This is a genomic window from Bradyrhizobium liaoningense (assembly GCF_018130785.1).
Classification (GTDB): Bacteria; Pseudomonadota; Alphaproteobacteria; order Rhizobiales; family Xanthobacteraceae; genus Bradyrhizobium; species Bradyrhizobium liaoningense_A.
The window spans coordinates 31,491-49,872 of sequence record NZ_JAFCJT010000007.1; the positions used below are offsets into that span (position 1 = coordinate 31,491).

At 64.6% G+C, this 18,382-nt stretch carries 19 protein-coding genes; 17 read left to right on the forward strand and 2 right to left on the reverse strand.

What is annotated here, in order from left to right:
• Positions 1-115 precede the first annotated feature (115 nt).
• The 4 genes from hflK (at position 116) to JQ627_RS17580 (ending at position 4,094) form a co-directional block, all read left to right on the forward strand.
• Positions 116-1,252, forward strand: coding sequence for an FtsH protease activity modulator HflK (hflK, locus tag JQ627_RS17565; RefSeq protein WP_212485413.1), 1,137 nt, complete (start codon positions 116-118; stop codon positions 1,250-1,252).
• Positions 1,249-2,145 (forward strand): protease modulator HflC, encoded by an 897-nt coding sequence (gene hflC / locus JQ627_RS17570; RefSeq protein ID WP_212485414.1) that lies wholly within the window; start codon positions 1,249-1,251, stop codon positions 2,143-2,145. Before hflK ends, hflC begins: the two co-directional genes overlap by 4 nt.
• Positions 2,146-2,216: 71 nt before the next feature.
• Positions 2,217-2,423, forward strand: a complete 207-nt coding sequence (locus JQ627_RS17575; RefSeq protein WP_025038031.1) for a DUF2065 domain-containing protein — start codon at positions 2,217-2,219, stop codon at positions 2,421-2,423.
• A 171-nt stretch (positions 2,424-2,594) separates the two neighbouring features.
• Positions 2,595-4,094 carry a Do family serine endopeptidase gene (locus JQ627_RS17580; RefSeq protein ID WP_212485415.1) on the forward strand — a complete coding sequence of 500 codons (1,500 nt, stop codon included), beginning with the start codon at positions 2,595-2,597 and terminating at the stop codon, positions 4,092-4,094.
• Between the two features lie 140 nt (positions 4,095-4,234).
• Here the strand turns inward: JQ627_RS17580 and serB are convergent, their stop codons facing one another.
• Positions 4,235-5,140 (reverse strand): phosphoserine phosphatase SerB, encoded by a 906-nt coding sequence (gene serB, locus JQ627_RS17585; RefSeq protein WP_212485416.1) that lies wholly within the window; start codon positions 5,138-5,140, stop codon positions 4,235-4,237.
• An 11-nt stretch (positions 5,141-5,151) separates the two neighbouring features.
• Between serB and miaA the strand changes: the two genes are divergently transcribed.
• From miaA to JQ627_RS17635, 10 genes are all read left to right on the forward strand, one after another.
• The gene (miaA, locus tag JQ627_RS17590; protein ID WP_212485417.1) at positions 5,152-6,108 is read left to right on the forward strand and encodes a tRNA (adenosine(37)-N6)-dimethylallyltransferase MiaA; all 957 of its coding nucleotides are present in this window, start codon (positions 5,152-5,154) and stop codon (positions 6,106-6,108) included.
• A gap of 329 nt (positions 6,109-6,437) precedes the next feature.
• Positions 6,438-8,213 (forward strand): acetolactate synthase 3 large subunit, encoded by a 1,776-nt coding sequence (locus JQ627_RS17595; RefSeq protein ID WP_212485418.1) that lies wholly within the window; start codon positions 6,438-6,440, stop codon positions 8,211-8,213.
• A 4-nt stretch (positions 8,214-8,217) separates the two neighbouring features.
• On the forward strand, positions 8,218-9,171 hold the full coding sequence (locus tag JQ627_RS17600; RefSeq protein ID WP_212485419.1) for a threonine dehydratase: 954 nt from the start codon (positions 8,218-8,220) through the stop codon (positions 9,169-9,171).
• The gene (locus JQ627_RS17605; protein WP_212485420.1) at positions 9,171-9,311 is read left to right on the forward strand and encodes a hypothetical protein; all 141 of its coding nucleotides are present in this window, start codon (positions 9,171-9,173) and stop codon (positions 9,309-9,311) included. The genes JQ627_RS17600 and JQ627_RS17605 overlap by 1 nt, the downstream gene beginning before the upstream one ends.
• Before the next feature lie 11 nt (positions 9,312-9,322).
• A complete protein-coding gene (gene ilvN, locus JQ627_RS17610) occupies positions 9,323-9,865 on the forward strand; it encodes an acetolactate synthase small subunit (RefSeq protein WP_014493064.1) in 543 nt (180 codons plus the stop codon).
• Positions 9,866-9,868: 3 nt separating this feature from the next.
• The gene (locus JQ627_RS17615) at positions 9,869-10,564 is read left to right on the forward strand and encodes a class I SAM-dependent methyltransferase (protein WP_212485421.1); all 696 of its coding nucleotides are present in this window, start codon (positions 9,869-9,871) and stop codon (positions 10,562-10,564) included.
• A gap of 49 nt (positions 10,565-10,613) precedes the next feature.
• Positions 10,614-11,489 (forward strand): EamA family transporter, encoded by an 876-nt coding sequence (locus tag JQ627_RS17620; protein ID WP_212485422.1) that lies wholly within the window; start codon positions 10,614-10,616, stop codon positions 11,487-11,489.
• A 7-nt stretch (positions 11,490-11,496) separates the two neighbouring features.
• Positions 11,497-12,099, forward strand: coding sequence for a LysE family translocator (locus JQ627_RS17625; RefSeq protein WP_212485423.1), 603 nt, complete (start codon positions 11,497-11,499; stop codon positions 12,097-12,099).
• A gap of 132 nt (positions 12,100-12,231) precedes the next feature.
• Positions 12,232-13,251, forward strand: a complete 1,020-nt coding sequence (gene ilvC, locus JQ627_RS17630; protein WP_014493068.1) for a ketol-acid reductoisomerase — start codon at positions 12,232-12,234, stop codon at positions 13,249-13,251.
• A gap of 473 nt (positions 13,252-13,724) precedes the next feature.
• A complete protein-coding gene (locus JQ627_RS17635; RefSeq protein ID WP_212485424.1) occupies positions 13,725-14,576 on the forward strand; it encodes an SDR family oxidoreductase in 852 nt (283 codons plus the stop codon).
• Between the two features lie 9 nt (positions 14,577-14,585).
• On the opposite strand, the gene JQ627_RS17640 is transcribed toward JQ627_RS17635, so the two are convergent.
• Positions 14,586-15,206: a hypothetical protein gene (locus tag JQ627_RS17640; protein WP_212485425.1), complete on the reverse strand. Its 621-nt coding sequence runs from the start codon at positions 15,204-15,206 to the stop codon at positions 14,586-14,588.
• A 105-nt stretch (positions 15,207-15,311) separates the two neighbouring features.
• Between JQ627_RS17640 and JQ627_RS17645 the strand changes: the two genes are divergently transcribed.
• The 3 genes from JQ627_RS17645 (at position 15,312) to JQ627_RS17655 (ending at position 18,378) form a co-directional block, all read left to right on the forward strand.
• Positions 15,312-15,965 carry a TetR/AcrR family transcriptional regulator gene (locus JQ627_RS17645; RefSeq protein ID WP_249143153.1) on the forward strand — a complete coding sequence of 218 codons (654 nt, stop codon included), beginning with the start codon at positions 15,312-15,314 and terminating at the stop codon, positions 15,963-15,965.
• Between the two features lie 188 nt (positions 15,966-16,153).
• Complete coding sequence (locus JQ627_RS17650) at positions 16,154-17,866, forward strand: sulfatase-like hydrolase/transferase (RefSeq protein WP_212485426.1); 1,713 nt, start codon at positions 16,154-16,156, stop codon at positions 17,864-17,866.
• A 134-nt stretch (positions 17,867-18,000) separates the two neighbouring features.
• Complete coding sequence (locus JQ627_RS17655; protein WP_212485427.1) at positions 18,001-18,378, forward strand: rhodanese-like domain-containing protein; 378 nt, start codon at positions 18,001-18,003, stop codon at positions 18,376-18,378.
• The last annotated feature ends 4 nt before the right edge of the window (positions 18,379-18,382 follow it).

Below are 18,382 nucleotides of genomic sequence, written 5' to 3' on the forward strand. Positions count from 1 at the left end.
GAGCATAGCTCGAAAGACGGCCCGGGCCGCGTTGTAAGGGACTTGCCTGTCCCCTATAAAGCCGGACCGGACAAAGCGGGCGGGGGCTATTTCACCCTGCCGAGGAGAGCGTCGAATGCCGTGGAAGAATCAGGGCGGTGGCCCATGGGGCTCGGGTCCGAAGGGACCATGGGGCAACGGCCCGCAACCGGTCGGGCCAAGGCCGCCGGATCTGGAAGACCTTCTGCGGCGCGGCCAGGACCGCCTCCAGCAGATCATGCCGGGCGGCTATTTCTCCGGCATCGGCATCACGCTGATCGTCCTGCTCATCGTCGCGTTCTGGCTGCTGTCGGGCTTCTTCCGGGTGCAGTCCGAAGAGCTCGGCGTCGTGCTGCGCTTCGGCAAGCATGTCCGCACGGTGCAACCGGGCCTGAACTATCATCTGCCCTATCCGATCGAAACCGTGCTGCTGCCGAAGGCGTTGCGCGTCAACACGATCTCGATCGGGATGACGCTGATCGACGATCCGGCGCGGCGCGGCCGCTCCATTCGTGACGTGCCGGAAGAGAGTCTGATGCTGACCGGCGACGAGAACATCGTCGACGTCGACTTCACCGTGCTCTGGCGTATCAAGCCGGACGGCGTCGGTGACTTCCTCTTCAACATCCAGAATCCCGAAGGCACCGTGAAGGCGGTCGCCGAGAGCGCGATGCGCGAAGTGATCGGCCGCTCGCAGATTCAGCCGATCCTGACAGGCGCCCGCAACGTCACCGAACAGAGCGTGCAGGAACTCATCCAGAGGACGCTGGACAGCTACGGGGCGGGCATTCAGGTCACCCAGGTGCAGATGCAGAAGGTCGATCCGCCGGCGCAGGTGATCGACGCCTTCCGCGACGTCCAGGCGGCGCGCGCCAATCTGGAGCAGTTGCAGAACGAAGCGCAGACCTACGCCAATCAGGTGGTGCCGCAGGCGCGCGGACGTTCGGCGCAGATCCTGCAGGCCGCCGAAGGCTACAGGGAGCAGGCGATCGCCGAGGCCAAGGGCCAGAGCGCGCGCTTCCTGAAGGTGTACGAGGAATACAAGAAGGCGCCCGACGTGACGCGTGAACGAATCTATCTGGAGACGATGGAGCGGGTGCTCGGTGGGGCGGACAAGCTCGTCTATGACGGCGGTCCCTCGGGCCAGGGCGTCGTGCCCTATCTGCCGCTGAACGAATTGACGACAAAGCGGCCGCCTACCAGCGGTCAGCAGTCGAGCGGAGGCACCCGATGAGGTCTCCGGTCACAGGTATCGTCGCGCTGCTCGCCCTCCTGCTCGTCGTGATCGTCGGCTACATGTCGCTGTTCACGGTGCAGCAGACCGAGCAAACCATCGTGCTGCAGTTCGGCAGGCCCGTCGACGTCGTCACCGCGCCCGGCCTGCATTTCAAGGCGCCGTGGAATTCGGTGATCAACATCGACAAGCGGATCCTCGATCTGGAGAACCCGTCGCAGGAAGCGATCGCATCCGACCAGAAGCGGCTAGTGGTCGACGCCTTCGCGCGCTACCGCATCAAGGACGCGCTGCGCTTCTATCAGAGTGTCGGCTCGATCCAGGCCGCCAACATCCAGCTCACCACGCTCCTGAATGCGGCGCTGCGCCGCGTGCTCGGCGAGGTCACCTTCATCAACGTGGTGCGCGACGACCGCGAGAAGCTGATGTTGCGCATCCGCGACCAACTCGATCGCGAAGCCGACGGCTACGGTATCCAGGTCGTCGACGTCAGGATCCGGCGCGCCGACCTGCCGGAGCAGAACAGCCAGGCTGTCTATCTGCGCATGAAGACCGAGCGCGAGCGCGAAGCCGCCGAGTTCCGCGCGCAGGGCGGTCAGAAGGCACAGGAGATCCGCTCCAAGGCCGACCGCGAGGCGACCGTGATCGTCGCGGAAGCCAATTCGCAGGCCGAGCAGACCCGCGGCGCGGGCGATGCCGAGCGCAACCGCCTGTTTGCGGAAGCCTACAGCAAGGATGCCGACTTCTTCGCCTTCTACCGGTCGATGACGGCCTATGAGAACGGTCTGAAGGCGAGCGACACCCGCTTCCTGCTGCGGCCGGAGTCGGATTTCTTCCGGTATTTTGGTAGCCCGTCCGGCAAGACGGCGACAGAGACGCCGGCGAAGCCGTAAGCTAGACAAGGGCGGCCGGTCTGGCCGCCCTTCGTCCAGACAAGAACACGACCACGGGAGGTTCCAATCCGATGAGGTCCATTGCGTTCGCCGACTTCCTCATCGGCTTAGGCATCCTGTTCGTGCTGGAAGGCTTGATGTTCGCGGCAAGTCCCAACTGGATGCGCAAGGCCATGAAGAGCGCCATCGCCACGCCGGACAATATCCTGCGGGCCGTCGGGATCGGTTCGGCCGTGGCCGGCCTGGTCTTGATCTGGGTTATGCGCCGTCCGATTTAGGCGTCACGCCAACGCCAAAGTGAAGGCGAGAGACTGTTTTTCGCCTTATTATCCGGGTTTTGAGGCCCGTTAAGCTCCGCGCTTGCGTCATCCCCACGTTCGAGCGCAGTCTTGGAGCTGAAGCCTTGGAGGCGAATCCCTGGCGCCTGATCCTTTTCTCTGGAGATACCAATGACCGCTGCCACCATTGCCCCGACCCGCTTGCGCTTAGGGCTGGCCGCGCTCGCCGTCAGTGCATTCAGCGCGTTCTGCACGCCGGCCCTTGCACGCGGACCGGACGGCATCGCCGACGTCGCCGAGAAGGTGATCGACGCGGTCGTCAACATCTCGACCTCGCAGACCGTCGAAGCCAAGGGCGGCGGCAGTAACACCATGCCGCAATTGCCGCCCGGCTCGCCCTTCGAGGAGTTCTTCGACGACTTCTTCAAGAACCGCCGCGGCCCCGGCGGCGGCGGCAAGGGCGGCGAGCGCGGTGACAATCCGCCCCGCAAGACCAACTCGCTCGGCTCCGGCTTCATCATCGACACCGCGGGCGTCGTCGTCACCAACAACCACGTCATCGCAGACGCCGACGAGATCAACGTCATCCTCAACGACGGCACCAAGATCAAGGCCGAGCTGGTCGGCGTCGACAAGAAGACCGACCTCGCCGTGCTGAAGTTCAAGCCGCCGAAGCCGCTGGTCGCCGTAAAGTTCGGCGACTCCGACAAGCTGCGCCTCGGCGACTGGGTGGTCGCGATCGGCAATCCTTTCAGCCTCGGCGGTACAGTGACGGCGGGTATCGTCTCGGCCAAGAACCGCGACATCTCATCGGGGCCGTATGACAGCTATATCCAGACCGACGCCTCCATCAACCGCGGCAATTCCGGCGGCCCGCTGTTCAACCTCGATGGCGACGTCATCGGCGTCAACACGCTGATCATCTCCCCCTCCGGCGGCTCGATCGGTATCGGCTTTGCCGTGCCGTCGAAGACGGTTGTCGCCGTGGTCGACCAGCTCCGCCAGTTCGGCGAACTGCGCCGCGGCTGGCTGGGCGTGCGCATCCAGAGCGTCACCGACGAGATCGCCGAGAGCCTCAACATCAAGCCCGCGCGCGGCGCGCTGGTCGCCGGTGTCGACGACAAGGGCCCGGCCAAGCCGGCGGGCATCGAGCCCGGCGACGTCGTCGTCAAGTTCGACGGCAAGGACGTCAAGGACCCCAAGGATCTCTCCCGCGTCGTCGCCGACACGGCGGTCGGCAAGGAAGTCGATGTCGTCATCATCCGCAAGGGCCAGGAGGAGACCAAGAAGGTCACGCTCGGCCGTCTCCAGGATCCCGACAAGGTGCAGGCCGCGGTGAAGACCGACGAGCCGGCGCCCGAGAAAACGGTGACGCAGAAGGCGCTCGGTCTCGACCTTGCGGCGCTCAGCAAGGATTTGCGCACGCGCTACAAGATCAAGGACAGCGTCAAGGGCGTGGTCGTCACCAATGTCGATGCCAATTCGGACGCTGCCGAAAAGCGCCTCTCCGCCGGCGACGTCATCGTCGAGGTTGCGCAGGAGGCCGTCTCCAGCGGCGCCGACATCCAGAAGCGGGTCGACCAGCTCAAGAAGGACGGCAAGAAGTCCGTGCTGCTGCTCGTTTCCAACGCCGACGGCGAGCTGCGGTTTGTGGCACTGAGCGTGCAGTAAGGGGCGATCTTAGCCCCGCACTCACTGTCATGCCCCGCGAAAGCGGGGCATCCAGTACGCCGCGGCTTCTCGGTTCAAACACTGCCGCCGCTCGGATACTGGATCACCCGCCTACGCGGGTGATGACTGCGGGGAGGAGGCTACCCCTCCACGAACTCGTCCCGCCTGTACCCCTGCGCATAGAGCAGCGCGGTGAGATCGCCATGGTCGATCCGCGCGGCGGCTGCAGCCGCGACTGCGGGCTTCGCGTGATAGGCCACCCCCAGTCCAGCCGCCTGGATCATCGCGAGATCGTTGGCGCCATCACCGACCACGACGGAGTCGATGTCGTCGAGATCGAACGACTCCATCAGATCGACCAGCGTCGCGAGCTTTGCCGCGCGGCCCAAAATCGGCTCCTTCACCTCGCCGGTGAACTTGCCGTCGCGCACGACGAGCTCGTTGGCGCGGTTCTCCTGGAAGCCGATCTTGGCGGCGACCGCGCTCGTGAACAGCGTGAAGCCGCCGGAGACGAGACAGGTATAGGCGCCGTGGGCGCGCATGGTCGCGACCAGTTTGCGGCCGCCCGGGGTCAACGTGATGCGCTTGGCCAGCACCTCGTCGACCACGCTGGCAGGTAGGTCCTTCAGAAGCGCCACGCGCTCGCGCAGCGCCGGCTCGAACTCGATCTCGCCGCGCATCGCGCGTTCGGTGATGGCGGCCACGTGGGCCTTCATCCCGACGAGATCGGCGAGCTCGTCGATGCATTCCTGGCCGATCATGGTGGAATCCATGTCGGCGAGAAAAAGCTTCTTGCGCCGGAAGCCGACTGGCTGCACCACGATGTCGATGGGCAGGTCGCCGCGAAGCTCGCGCAACCGCTGTTCGATGGCGTGACGGTCGCCTTCGAGGTTATCCTGCGCGCCGAAGGGGATGTCGACCGCAACCCCGTCGAACAGCCAGTGCGCCGGCGCTGCCTGGGGCAGCACGGCGCGGGCACCGTCGACGATGGTGCTGTCGAGCGCGGGATTGTCGGGATTGCAGATCAGCGTGGCGACGAGGGACATTTGAGGTTTTCGTGAACGAGGGACAAGTCAGCAGAAGGCATGTTGGCAAGGCCGTGCTTATCGCAGGCCCGACCGCCAGCGGCAAGTCGGCGCTGGCGCTCGAGCTTGCCCTGAGTACGGGCGGAATCGTCATCAACGCCGATTCCATGCAGGTCTATCGTGACCTCCGCATCATCACCGCGCGCCCCACACATGGCGAGGAGGGACGGGCGCCGCACCGCCTCTACGGCCACGTCGATGCGGCCGTGAATTTCTCGGCCGGCGCCTGGGTGGCTGACGCGGCGAGGGCGCTGGAAGAGGCGAATGCCCAAGGCCGCCTGCCGATCTTCATCGGCGGCACAGGGCTTTATTTCAAGGCGCTGACGGCGGGCCTCTCCGTTGTCCCGTCGATTCCCGCCGAAGTACGTGAGGACGTGCGCGCGCGGCTGGAGCGGAACGGCGTCGAGGCGCTGCATGAGGAACTTGCACGCCGCGATCCGCGCGCTGCCGAACGATTGAACCTGCGCGACCGCACCCGGATCGCGCGCGCGCTCGAAGTGGTCGAAGCGACGGGCCGTTCGCTGCTCGACTGGCACCACGAAGGCCAGCCGCCGCTGCTGCCCAAGGACAGTTTTCACGCGGTGTTTCTCGCCCCCGCGCGCGACGAGCTCTATGCCCGCATCGATGCCCGTTTCGATGCCATGCTCGGCGCCGGCGCGTTGAGAGAGGTTGAGCGGCTCGCCGCCAGACATCTCGATCCGCTGCTGCCGGCGATGAAAGCCCATGGTGTGCCGGCCCTGATCCGTCATCTGCACGGTGAGCTCGGCCTGGAGGAGGCGGCCATGATCGGCCGCGCCGACACCCGCCACTACGCCAAGCGGCAGTTCACCTGGTTCCGGCACCAATTGCCCGAGTTCGAATGGGTCAAGCCGGAGGAAGCGAGGGGGTGGCTCGCCGCCATCGTGAATGCGGCTCGGGACCCCGATTGACGTGCTTTTGTACCCGGGTTCCCGAATTTACCTCTCGCCGAACCCCGGGAACACCGCTACACTGCCAAAATCGCGCGGGAACGGTCGCATTGCCTTGACATCCGGGCTTTGACCGTTATGTTTCGCGCAACCTTTGGGAAGCCGGGCACCTGCCATGCGTAACATTATTACCAAACTCCTTATCGCCGTCGTACCCAGGCACACCGCCGGGGGTGGCTAGCTGCCATCCACATGACAGGCGGTGTGCAGGGTCCCTCTTCGGGGCCTTTTTTATTTCCCGAACCCGACACGAACGAAGCCGCTGACAACAGCGCATCCGGAGCAAGACAATGAGCGACAAGAGCCACGATCCGAACCAGATGACCGGCGCCGCGATGATCGTCCGGGCGCTCATCGATCATGGCGTGACCGACATTTTCGGCTATCCCGGCGGCGCCGTGCTTCCGATCTATGACGAGATCTTCCAGCAGAGCGAGGTCCAGCACATCCTGGTCCGCCACGAACAGGGCGCGGGCCACGCCGCCGAGGGCTATGCGCGCTCGACCGGCAAGCCGGGCGTTGCGCTGGTGACCTCCGGACCCGGCGCCACCAACATGGTGACGCCGCTGACCGACGCGCTGATGGACTCGATCCCGCTGGTCTGCATCTCTGGCCAGGTGCCGACGCATCTGATCGGCAACGACGCGTTCCAGGAGTGCGACACGGTCGGCATCACGCGGCCCTGCACCAAGCACAACTGGCTGGTGCGCGACGTCAACGATCTCGCCAAGGTGCTGCACGAGGCCTTCTATGTCGCGACCTCCGGCCGTCCCGGCCCGGTGCTCGTCGATGTGCCCAAGGACGTGCAGTTCGCGACCGGCACCTATCATCCGCCGCGCAAGTCGGACGTGCACCGCTCCTACGCGCCGCGCGTGAAGGGCGATGCGACGCAGATCCGCAAGGCCGTGTCGTTGCTCGCCAACGCCAAGCGCCCGGTGATCTACAGCGGAGGCGGCGTGATCAATTCCGGTCCCGAGGCGACCAAGCTCCTGCGCGAGCTGGTCGAGGTCACCGGTTTCCCGATCACCTCCACCCTGATGGGCCTGGGGGCGTACCCGGCGTCGGGCAAGAACTGGCTCGGCATGCTCGGCATGCACGGCACCTACGAGGCCAACATGACCATGCATGATTGCGACGTCATGCTGTGCGTCGGCGCGCGCTTCGACGATCGCATCACCGGTCGCGTCGATGCGTTCTCGCCGGGCTCGAAGAAGATCCACATCGACATCGATCCGTCCTCGATCAACAAGAACATCCGTGTCGACGTGCCGATCATCGGCGACTGCGGCAACATCCTCGGCGACATCCTCCAGGTGTTCAAGGCGGAAGCGAAGAAGCCCGACATCAAGGCGTGGTGGCAGCAGATCGCGCAGTGGCGCGCCCGTAACTCGCTCTATTACAAGAAGAGCAACGACGTGATCCTGCCGCAGCACGCGATCCAGAGCCTGTTCGAGGCGACACGCGGCAAGGACACCTACATCACGACGGAAGTCGGCCAGCACCAGATGTGGGCGGCGCAGTTCTTCGGCTTCGAGGAGCCGCATCGCTGGATGACGTCGGGCGGTCTCGGCACCATGGGCTACGGCCTGCCGGCCGCAGTTGGCGTGCAGGTCGCCCACCCGGACAGCCTCGTCATCGACATCGCGGGCGATGCTTCGGTGCAGATGACGATGCAGGAGATGTCGACGGCGGTGCAGTACGAGCTGCCGATCAAGATCTTCATCCTGAACAACCAGTACATGGGCATGGTGCGGCAATGGCAGCAGCTGCTCCACGGCAACCGGTTGTCGCATTCCTACTCGGAGGCGCTGCCGGATTTCGTCAAGCTCGCGGAAGCCTATGGCGGCGTCGGCATCCAGGTGCACAAGCCAGGTGATCTCGACGGCGCCATCCAGGAGATGATCTCGGTCAAGCGCCCAGTGCTGTTCGACTGCCGCGTCGCGGCGCTCGAAAACTGCTTCCCGATGATCCCCTCCGGCAAGGCGCACAACGAGATGCTGTTGCCGGAGCAGGCGAACGACGAGGCGACGGCAAAGGCTTTCGCCGGCGGCAAGGCGCTGGTGTGAGGCCATGTTCGACCTGACGGAGCTCAAGCGCGCACATGCGATCGTGGGGCTGGCGGTGCCGGCGACGCCGGCACGCGGCTGGCCGCTGCTCGCTGAGCGCCTTGGGACGCAGGTCATCGTCAAGCACGAGAACCATACGCCGATCGGCGCCTTCAAGGTGCGCGGCGGTCTCGTCTATCTGGAACGGCTGAAGCGCGAGCGGCCGAACATTCCCGGCATCATCTCGGCGACGCGCGGCAATCACGGCCAGAGCCTGGCCTTTGCCGCGAGCCGCCACGGCGTGCCGGCGGTGATCTACGTGCCCCGCGGCAATTCGGTCGAGAAGAACCGGGCGATGAAGGCGTTTGGCGCCGAGCTGGTCGAGCATGGCGAGGACTTTCAGGCGGCTGCCGAAGAGGCGCAGCGGCGCGCCCAATTTACCGGCCTGCACATGGTGCCGTCGTTTCATCCGGATCTCGTGCTCGGCGTCGCCACCTATGCGCTCGAACTGTTCCGGGCGGCGCCGGATCTCGATGTTCTCTATGTGCCGATCGGGCAGGGTTCTGGAATCTCCGGCTGCATCATGGCGCGCGACCTGCTTGGTCTGAAGACCGAGATCGTCGGCGTGCAGTCGACCGAAGCGCCGTCCTACGCGCTGTCGTTCGCGGCCGGCAAGGTCGTGACGACGAAGACCAGCAACACGCTGGCCGACGGCATGGCGACGCGCATTCCCGATGCAGACGCGTTCGCGCTGATCCGCAAGGGTGCCGCGCGCATCGTGCAGGTTTCCGACGACGAGGTCGCCGCCGCGATCCGCGCCTACTGGACCGACACGCACAATCTCGCTGAAGGCGCCGGCGCCGCCGCGCTCGCCGCGGCGCTTCAGGACAAGACCAAGCTGTCAGGCAAGCGCGTCGGTCTCGTGCTGTCCGGCGGCAACATCGATTTCGATCTGTTCAAGCAATGGGTGGTCGCGTGATGACGCGAGCGATCGCCAAATACACCGCTGTCATCGTCCGGCTTGTCCGGACGATCCAGTACGCCGCGGCAGATATGGAAATCTCGACGCTGGCGATTACTGGATGCCCCGCCTTCGCGGGGCATGACAAGAAAGAATAGAGGGGACGACAATGAACCAACCCGCATCCGCCTACTTCATCGAGGACCGCCACGATCCCAACGAGACGCATACGCTCTCGGTGCTCGTGCAGAACGAGCCGGGCGTGCTCGCGCGCGTCATCGGGCTGTTCTCCGGGCGCGGCTACAACATCGAGAGTCTCACCGTCTCGGAGACCGAGAGCCAGAAGCATCTGTCGCGCATCACCATCGTCACCACGGGCACGCCGATGGTGATCGAGCAGATCAAGCACCAGCTCGACCGTATGATCCCGGTCTATCGCGTCGTCGACATGACCCTGACCAAGCGCTCGATCGAGCGCGAGCTTGCGATGGTGAAGGTGCGCGGGCAAGGCGAGCATCGCGTCGAGGCGCTCCGGCTGGCGGATGCGTTCCGTGCCCGCGTGATCGACGCCACCACCGAGAGCTTTGTGTTCGAGATCACGGGCAATACGGACAAGATCAACCAGTTTATCGACCTGATGCGCCCGCTCGGCCTTGTCGAGGTGTCGCGTACCGGCGTTGCCGCGATCGGCCGCGGGCCTGAAGGGATGTGAATTATGCTGGCGCGCGACTGGTACTATAACGAGCGCAACCGGATGGGGATCGAGCCCGCAGTGGCTTCGATCTACGACGCCCATGACGATGCCGATCTGCGGGCGCGCGCCGCGCTGAAAATGCTCGGAGTGCAGCGCGGCTGGCGCATCGCGGATATCGGCTGCGGCAACGGCGTGCTCGCCACCGAAGCGGCGCTGCTGGGTGCCGAGGTGGACGCCATCGACATCTCGCCGGCGATGCTGGCGCTCGCCGAGATCTACGCCCGCGACCGCAAGGCGCCGGTGCGCACGCAGTCGGCCGGCTTGCTCAGCTTCGCCTACCGCCCGGAATCCTATGATCTGATCGTCAGCGAGTTCACGCTGCACCATCTGCCGGATTTCTGGAAGGCGGTGGCGATGTCGCGGATCTACCGTGCACTGAAGCCGGGCGCGAGCTTCTATTTGCGCGACATCGTCTACGCCTCGATGCCCGACGCCATCGAGCGCGACGTCGAGCAATGGGCCGACTTCCATATCAAGAACCACGATTTTTCGCGCGAAAGCGTCGTCACGCACATGCGCGACGAATATTCCACCTTCGGCTGGGTGATGGAACGGATGCTGACCGATGTCGGCTTCACGCTGGTCTCGGTCGACTACCACGCGCCCATGCACGGCACTTATCTACTGCGGAAAGCGAAAGCCGGCGAGCAAGGCTAGAACAGAACAACAAACAGGGCTGCACGACCAAGCAGAACCGAGAACAACAATGAAGCCGGCCGATATCCTCATCGCCATTCTGGTGGCGGTCATCTGGGGGCTTGCCTTCGTGGCGAGCCGGATCGCACTCGACGAATTTTCGCCGGAGCTGATGACGGCGATGCGCTTCACCATTGCCGCGGTGCCGTGCCTGTTCATTCCCAAGCCGAAGATCGCCTGGTCGCTGCTGATCGCCATCAGCTTCACGCTGTTCCTCGGCCAGTTCCTGAGCCAGGCCTATGGCATCGCGCACGGTGTGCCGGTGGGGCTCACCAGCGTCGTCGTGCAGAGCCAGGCGCTGTTCACCATCGGCTTTGCCGCGATCGCATTCGGCGAGCGGCCGACGCCGGTGCAGACGCTTGGCATCGTCGTCGCCGCAGTCGGTCTGCTCTTGATCTGCGGTACCGTCGGTTACGATTTCAGCGTTGGTGCCTTCGCGGTGCTTATGATCGCCCCGATTTGTTTTGCCGTCGGCAATCTCCTGCTGCGCGGCGCCCGTGGCGCGCCGATGTTCGACCTGTTCGCCTGGCTCTGCCTCACCGCCGCCGTGCCGCTGTTCGCGCTGGCGCTGGTCGTCAACGGGCCGGCGCCGACCTTCCAGTCGCTGATCCATATGTCGCCGACTGGCCTCGGCTGCCTGCTGGCGATCGGCGCCATCTCGACCAGCATCGCCTATTGGCTGTGGGGCCGGCTGCTACGTGATTATCCAGCCGCTCAAGTGGTGCCGTTCGCGCTGCTGGTGCCGTTCGTCGGCTCGGCCGCTTCCAGCATCGTGTTTGGCGAGAAGTTCGGCCCGTTGCGGCTGGCCGGGATGCTGACGGTCATCGGCGGCATCGCGGTGATGGTGCTGGCGAGACGCCCGCAGCCGCTGCCGAAGACCGTGTGAGGTGAGCATGTCCCAGTCGCTGCTCTATGCCTTCATCATCTTCGCCCTCGTGATGTTCTTCACGCCGGGGCCGAACAACATCATGCTGCTGTCGTCGGGACTGACTTACGGCTTCCGCCGCACCATCCCGCATATCGCCGGCATCACGATCGGCTTCGCCTTCATGGTCGGCGCCGTCGGCCTAGGGCTCGGCACGGTGTTTCTGGCCTATCCGATCCTCCAGACCATCCTGAAATATGCCGGCGCCGCCTACTTGATTTACCTCGCCGCGGTGATCGCCTTCTCGGGGCCGGCCAAGCCGGGCGAGGAGGACGGCCGTGGCCCGATGACCTTCTGGGGCGCGGCGATGTTCCAGTGGATCAACGCCAAGGGCTGGGTGATCGTGATCGGCACCATCACCGCCTATACGGCGATCGCCCAATTCCCCCTGAACATCGCGATCCAGACCCTGATCAGCCTGCTCGTCGGCACAGTCTCGACGGTGGTCTGGGCCCTGTTCGGCACTGCACTACGACCGGTACTGACCTCGGAGCGGCTCGTCCGCGCCTTCAATATCGTGATGGCGCTCCTGCTGCTCGCCTCTCTCTACCCCGTTTTCATGGATGCATGATGTCGCGGATTTCCATGCAGAAACGGGTTTCCCTACGGGCTGAAAATGCTCTAGACAGCCCCCGAAATCCGCAAATTTCACCCTTCGGACACTGACTATCGGCCGCTTCTGGCCCTGAACGAGGAAACGACTATGCGTGTTTATTACGATCGCGACGCCGACCTGAACCTGATCAAGGGCAAGAAGGTCGCCATCGTCGGCTATGGCAGCCAGGGCCACGCCCATGCGCTCAACCTCAAGGACTCCGGCGTCAAGGAAGTCGCCATTGCGCTGCGCAAGGACTCGGGCTCGGTCAAGAAGGCGGAAGCCGCCGGTTTCAAGGTGATGGAAGTCGCTGAGGCCGCCAAATGGGCCGACCTCGTCATGATGCTGACCCCGGACGAGCTCCAGGGCGACATCTACCGCGAGCACCTGCACGACAACATGAAGAAGGGCGCCGCCCTCGTGTTCGCGCACGGCCTCAACGTCCACTTCAACTTGCTCGACCCGCGCGCCGACCTCGACGTGCTCATGATCGCACCGAAGGGCCCCGGCCACACCGTGCGCTCGGAATATCAGCGCGGCGGCGGCGTGCCCTGCCTGATCGCGATCGCCAAGGACGTCTCGGGCAATGCCCATGACCTCGGCCTGTCCTACGCTTCGGCTGTCGGCGGCGGCCGCGCCGGCATCATCGAGACCACCTTCAAGGAAGAGTGCGAGACCGACCTGTTCGGCGAGCAGGTCGTGCTCTGCGGCGGCCTGGTCGAGCTGATCAAGGGCGGCTACGAGACCCTGGTCGAAGCCGGCTACGCCCCGGAGATGGCCTATTTCGAGTGCCTGCACGAGGTGAAGCTGATCGTCGACCTGATCTATGAAGGCGGCATCGCCAACATGAACTACTCGATCTCCAACACGGCCGAGTACGGCGAATACGTCACCGGCCCGCGCATCGTCACCGCCGAGACCAAGGCTGAGATGAAGCGCGTTCTCGCCGACATCCAGGGCGGCAAGTTCGCCCGCGACTGGATGCTCGAGAACAAGGTCAACCAGACCTCGTTCAAGGCGACCCGTGCCAAGCTCGCCGCGCATCCGATCGAGGAAGTCGGCGCGAAGCTGCGCGACATGATGCCCTGGATCAAGAAGGGCGCGCTGGTCGACAAGAGCAAGAACTGACGGCTGCGCCGTCATTCCGGGTTCGCGACTTCGTCGTGCCCCGGAATGACGCGCGAAGCACAAGCTTCGCTCGCCAAACCAAATCTTAAAGCTTCTCGACTACATCGGAGCGAGATCGCGAACGGCGGTCTCGCTCCTTTCATCTCGCGCGAAGCATTGCTGCTTCATTCAAATTCTTCGCGAGCTGACGTGCCCTCTGAGCACGAAGAACTGACGCTTAAACCACATTCTTGGGCTCGCGTCGTTTCAGAACTTTTCCAGAAACTCGCGATCGCCAAAAGCCCAGCGTCTTCAAGATCGAGGATTCGGATCTTCATCTGCATCTTCAGGGCGCAATCAATCTCATGTCGCGAAGTTCGCGCGCCGCTTCATCTTAAGAATCGACACCCGCGACGTCCCTTTGAACGTTGGGCGGCATTGCGTTAACACATCCTTCTCTCCATGATCGCGGGAACTTGAGGGGGGAGGGGTCTATGCGATCTGTCGTCGTCACCGGCGCGTCCACCGGCATCGGCTGGGCCATTGCGAAATTTCTGATCGGGCGCGGCTACCGCGTCTTCGGAAGCGTCCGCAAGCAGGCCGACGCCGACCGGCTCAAGGGCGAGTTCGGCGCCAATTTCATCCCGCTCCTGTTCGACGTCACCGATGAGGCCGCCGTACTGGCCGCCGCCCGCCAGGTCCGCGAGGCGCAGGGCGACGAGACGCTGGCTGGTCTCGTCAACAACGCCGGGATCGCGGTTGCCGGTCCCGTGCTCGAATTGTCGGCCGACGATTTCCGCCGCCAGATGGATATCAACGTCATCGGCCCTGTCATCGCGACGCAAGCCTTCGGGCCACTGCTCGGTGCGGACCCGTCACTGAAAGGACCGAAGGGGCGGATCGTGATGATCAGCTCCGTCGCCGGCAAGAACGGCAATCCACTGTCGGCGCCTTACTGCACCTCCAAGCACGCCATCGAAGGTCTGTCGGAGAGCCTGCGCCGCGAGCTGATGCTGTTCGGCATCGACGTCATCATCGTCGCGCCCGGTGCGGTGAAGACGCCGATCTGGAGCAAGGCCGAGCAGATCGATCTCTCGGTCTACCAGAACTCGCCCTATCTGCCGGCGCTCAACAAGGTCATGGCGTTCATGATGAAGCTCGGCGAGACCGGGCTGCCGGCCGAGCGGATCGCCGAGGTCGTCTTCGAGGCGCTCGCGGCTGTGCGGCCCAAGGTTCGCTATCAGATCACGCCGGACCGGATGCGGCACCTGATGACGGCCACCTTGCCCAAGCGTGTGGTCGATCGCATCATCGCCAAGCGCCTTGGGCTGCTGCCGCAGGGCTGAGCCCGCCGCTCAGCCCGCTTCGGCTGCCCGCCGGCGGGGATGGGCGGGGATCGCGATCAATCGCAGCGCCATCACGGCGAGCAGTGGGATGAGGAACGCGGCATAGAGCGGCATCGCCGGCACGCGCTTGCCGAACGACACCATGAACTGGAACCAGAGATAGTAGCCGCCCGTGAGGTGCAGCACGCGCCAGGCTCGCGGCCCGAGCAGCGCGGCGGTGCGCTCGAACGAGGTCGCGCTCAGGGCAATGATGAAGGCGTAGCCGATGCCGCCGAAGATGTAGGAGGCGGCCGAGGTGGCCTCCGCGAAGTTGGCAGGATCCATCTTGGCGAACGCGACGATCGCAACCGCATGGACGGCGTGGGAGGTCGCAAAGCTCAGGCCGAGATAGCGCCGGTTGCGGCGCTGCCAGCGGGTCCAGGCGTTAGGCCTCAGCCGTGCCAGCGCCGCGGCACTGAAGGCAAGGCAGAACAGCAGCAACGAGCTTCGTGCCGTGAAACGGATCACCATCCGCACGCCCTCGACCTCGAACTGCCGCATCGACGTGATCCACAGGCTGAGCGCGATCAGGCTCAGGGAGAGGATGGCGAGCAGTCGCCAGCCCTCGAACCAGTCTTGACGTTCCCTCACGATGACTTCCTCCGTTATGTAATCGACGATTTCATTTATGGGCGGCATCACCACAATGGTGTAATCGCTGCTTACATTCACGTTCGAGTGATGCTAGGAAGTCTCATGCCCTTCGGTCAGACGTCCAAGCCGCGTACGCGCCGCCAGACCCCCGAGGCCCGGCCCTATCATCACGGCGACCTCCGCCGCGTGTTGATCGATGCTGCGCTGCAACTGGCGGCAGAGGGTGCCGACGTCTCGGTGCGCGAGGCCGCACGCCGGGCCGCGGTTTCGCCGGGGGCGCCGTTCCGGCACTTCCCCAGCCGCGACGCGCTGATGGCGGCGGTGGCCGAGGAGGCGCAGCGGCGCTTTCGTACCGAGATCGAGGTAGCGCTGGACCAGGTGCCGGCCGCCGACCCGCTCGGCCGCTTCCGCGCCTTCGGGCTCGCCTATCTGCGCTGGGCGATGCGCAACCCCGCACATTTCGAGATCATCTCCACGGGGCGCTACTTCGCCCATGGCAGCTCGGCGGAACTGACGCGGGACAATGCCGAGCTGGTCGCGCTGACCGAGCGGATGCTGGCTCAGGCTGCGGAGCAGGGCCTGCTGCGGTCGGCCGACCTCAAGCGCATCCAGATCGCCGGCCGTGCTTTGGTCTACGGGTTTGCCCGGATGAACCTCGACGGCCACTTTCCGCGCTGGAGGGTGGAGGAGGGCGACATCGAGCGGATGGCAGAGGGGGTGATCGATCTGTTCATCGCAGGGATTGCCAAACGCTAGCGTCGCCTGCCGTGCGGCTGTTCGCCGCCTACTAACATTAAGCGAAGGTCGGAGCGCGGCCTGCGTTGCTTGTCCGTGACCGTTCAATTACAGTTTTGTGACATGGTGCAGGCGTCCGGCTGCGCCGGACGCCGCTGGCGGGCCAGAGGCTGGCATCCCCGCGCCGGACCAGAAGTTGCGTGTCGTCGATGGCGTCCGCGCCGAATCCAGGTCCTTCTGCCACGACCGCCGTGCTGGCCAGCGTCGCCGCGCTCGGTATCTGGCGGCTGCTCGCGGTCGCGGCGCCGCATCTGGCAGCACTCGCGCTGATGTACGAGACCGAGACCGATTTCGGTTCGCGTCTCTCCTTCGCGCTCGCCTGGGGCATCCTCAACTTCTTCTGGATCACGCTGCTGCGCCGGCCGGCGCTGTCGGGCGCGCTCTCGCTGACCATGGTCGTGGTGCTGGTGCTGCTGTCGCGGCTCAAGCACGACGTCGTGCAGATGACGGTCAACTTCATCGACCTGATGATGATCGACCGCGACACCGTCGCCTTCCTGTTCACGATTTTCCCGAACCTGCGCTGGTCGATGATCCTGGCCGGCCTCGTCACGCTGCCGCTGATGTATGCGCTGTGGTGGCTCGATCCGTTCCGCATCCGTCGGCTGCCGGCACTTGCCTCCATGCTCACCTGTGTCGCCGCACTGGTCGGCTATTCGCTCTATCATCCGGACGAGGCCTGGCGCGGCTATTACGACGACGGCTATCTCTCGAAATTCTTCCGCTCCGGCGTCAGCGCGGTTTCCGACTTCGCGCAATACGGCTTCATGGAGTCGGCGGCCTCGACCAACGAACGGCTCAACATGCCACTGGTGGATGCCTGCCACCCCGCGGGGCGCCGGCCGAACATCATCATGGTCCATGATGAATCGAGCTTCGACATTCGCGCCGCGCAGGGCATCAAGGTGCCGCAGGGCTACGGCAGTCATTTCAAATCCTGGGACGGCAAGCAGCGCACGTTCCTGGCCGAGAGCAATGGCGGGCCGAGCTGGTTCACCGAATACAACGTGCTCGCCGGCCTCTCCTCGCGCTCGTTCGGCCGCTTCGCCTATTTTGTGACGCGCATCGCGACGGGCCGCGTCGAGCGCGGCCTGCCGCTGGCGCTGCGCCGCTGCGGCTATGACACGATGTCGCTCTATCCCGCCTATGGCGGCTTCATGGGCGCGCGCAGCTTCCAGATGACGACCGGCGTGGAGCGCTTCCTCGACTCCAAGGATCTCGGCGCCAAGGACGTCGAGCCGGACTCTTTTTTCTACGACAAGGCGCTCCAGCTGATGGGCCAGCAGCCGCCGAACAAGCCGCTGTTCACCTTCATCTATCTCGGCGCCAATCATTTCCCCTGGGAGACGCGCTTCCGCCCCGATCTGCTGCCGAACTGGCGCGCTCCGGGTAATGCGGCGTCCATCGACGAATATCTGCGCCGGCAGGCGTTGAGCGCCGAGCAGTACAGAGCGTTTGTCGCGGGCCTGAAGAAGAATTTTCCCGGCGAGCCCTTCCTGATCGTGCGCTACGGCGATCATCAGCCGGAGTTTGCACCGAACCTCCTCGAGCCCGGGCTCGACGAGGGCGCTCTCGGCAAGAAGCTCGATGCTTACGATCCGCGTCTCTACGCGACCTATTACGCGATCGACGCCGTCAATTTCGAGCCGGTGAAGAGCGAGGCCGTGATGGAAACGGTCGACGGCCCCTATCTCCCGCTGGTGATTCAGGAAGCCGCCGGCATTCCGCTCGATCCGTCCTTCGCCGAGCAGAAGCAGATCATGCTCCGCTGCAAGGGCATCTTCTACGGCTGCAAGGACGGCGCCGAAGCGCGGCGGCTCAACCGGCTGCTGATCAATGCGGGCATGATCCGCGGGCTGTAGCCATCGCGGCCATTCATTCGCCACCGCATCCGGCGATATTTTGGCCCGGCGTCCTCCTCCGAACGAGGGACGCGATGAAGCACGATGCCGACTAATGGGGCGTTCGATCAACCGCGAATCCAAAGGAGGAGTCATTGGCAATTTCCGTGAAACAGATGCTCGAGGCCGCCAACGCGGCCGTGCCGAAGATCACGCCGGCTCAGGCGAAGGAGATGATCGGGAAGGGCGCGCTCGTGCTCGACGTGCGCGATGCGCCTGAGATCGAGAAGAGCGGCAAGATCCCGGGCGCGCTGAATATCTCCCGCGGCATGCTGGAGTTTCGGGCCGACCCGGACTCGCCCTATCACGACAAGTCCCTCGCCAAGGACAAGACCGTGATCCTCTATTGCGCCTCCGGCGGTCGCTCCGCCCTCGCCGGCAAGCTGCTGCAGGACATGGGCTACGGCCAGGTCTACAACGTCGGCGGCTTCAAGGACTGGGTCGATGCCGGAGGGGCGACCGAGAAGGCGTAGCAGG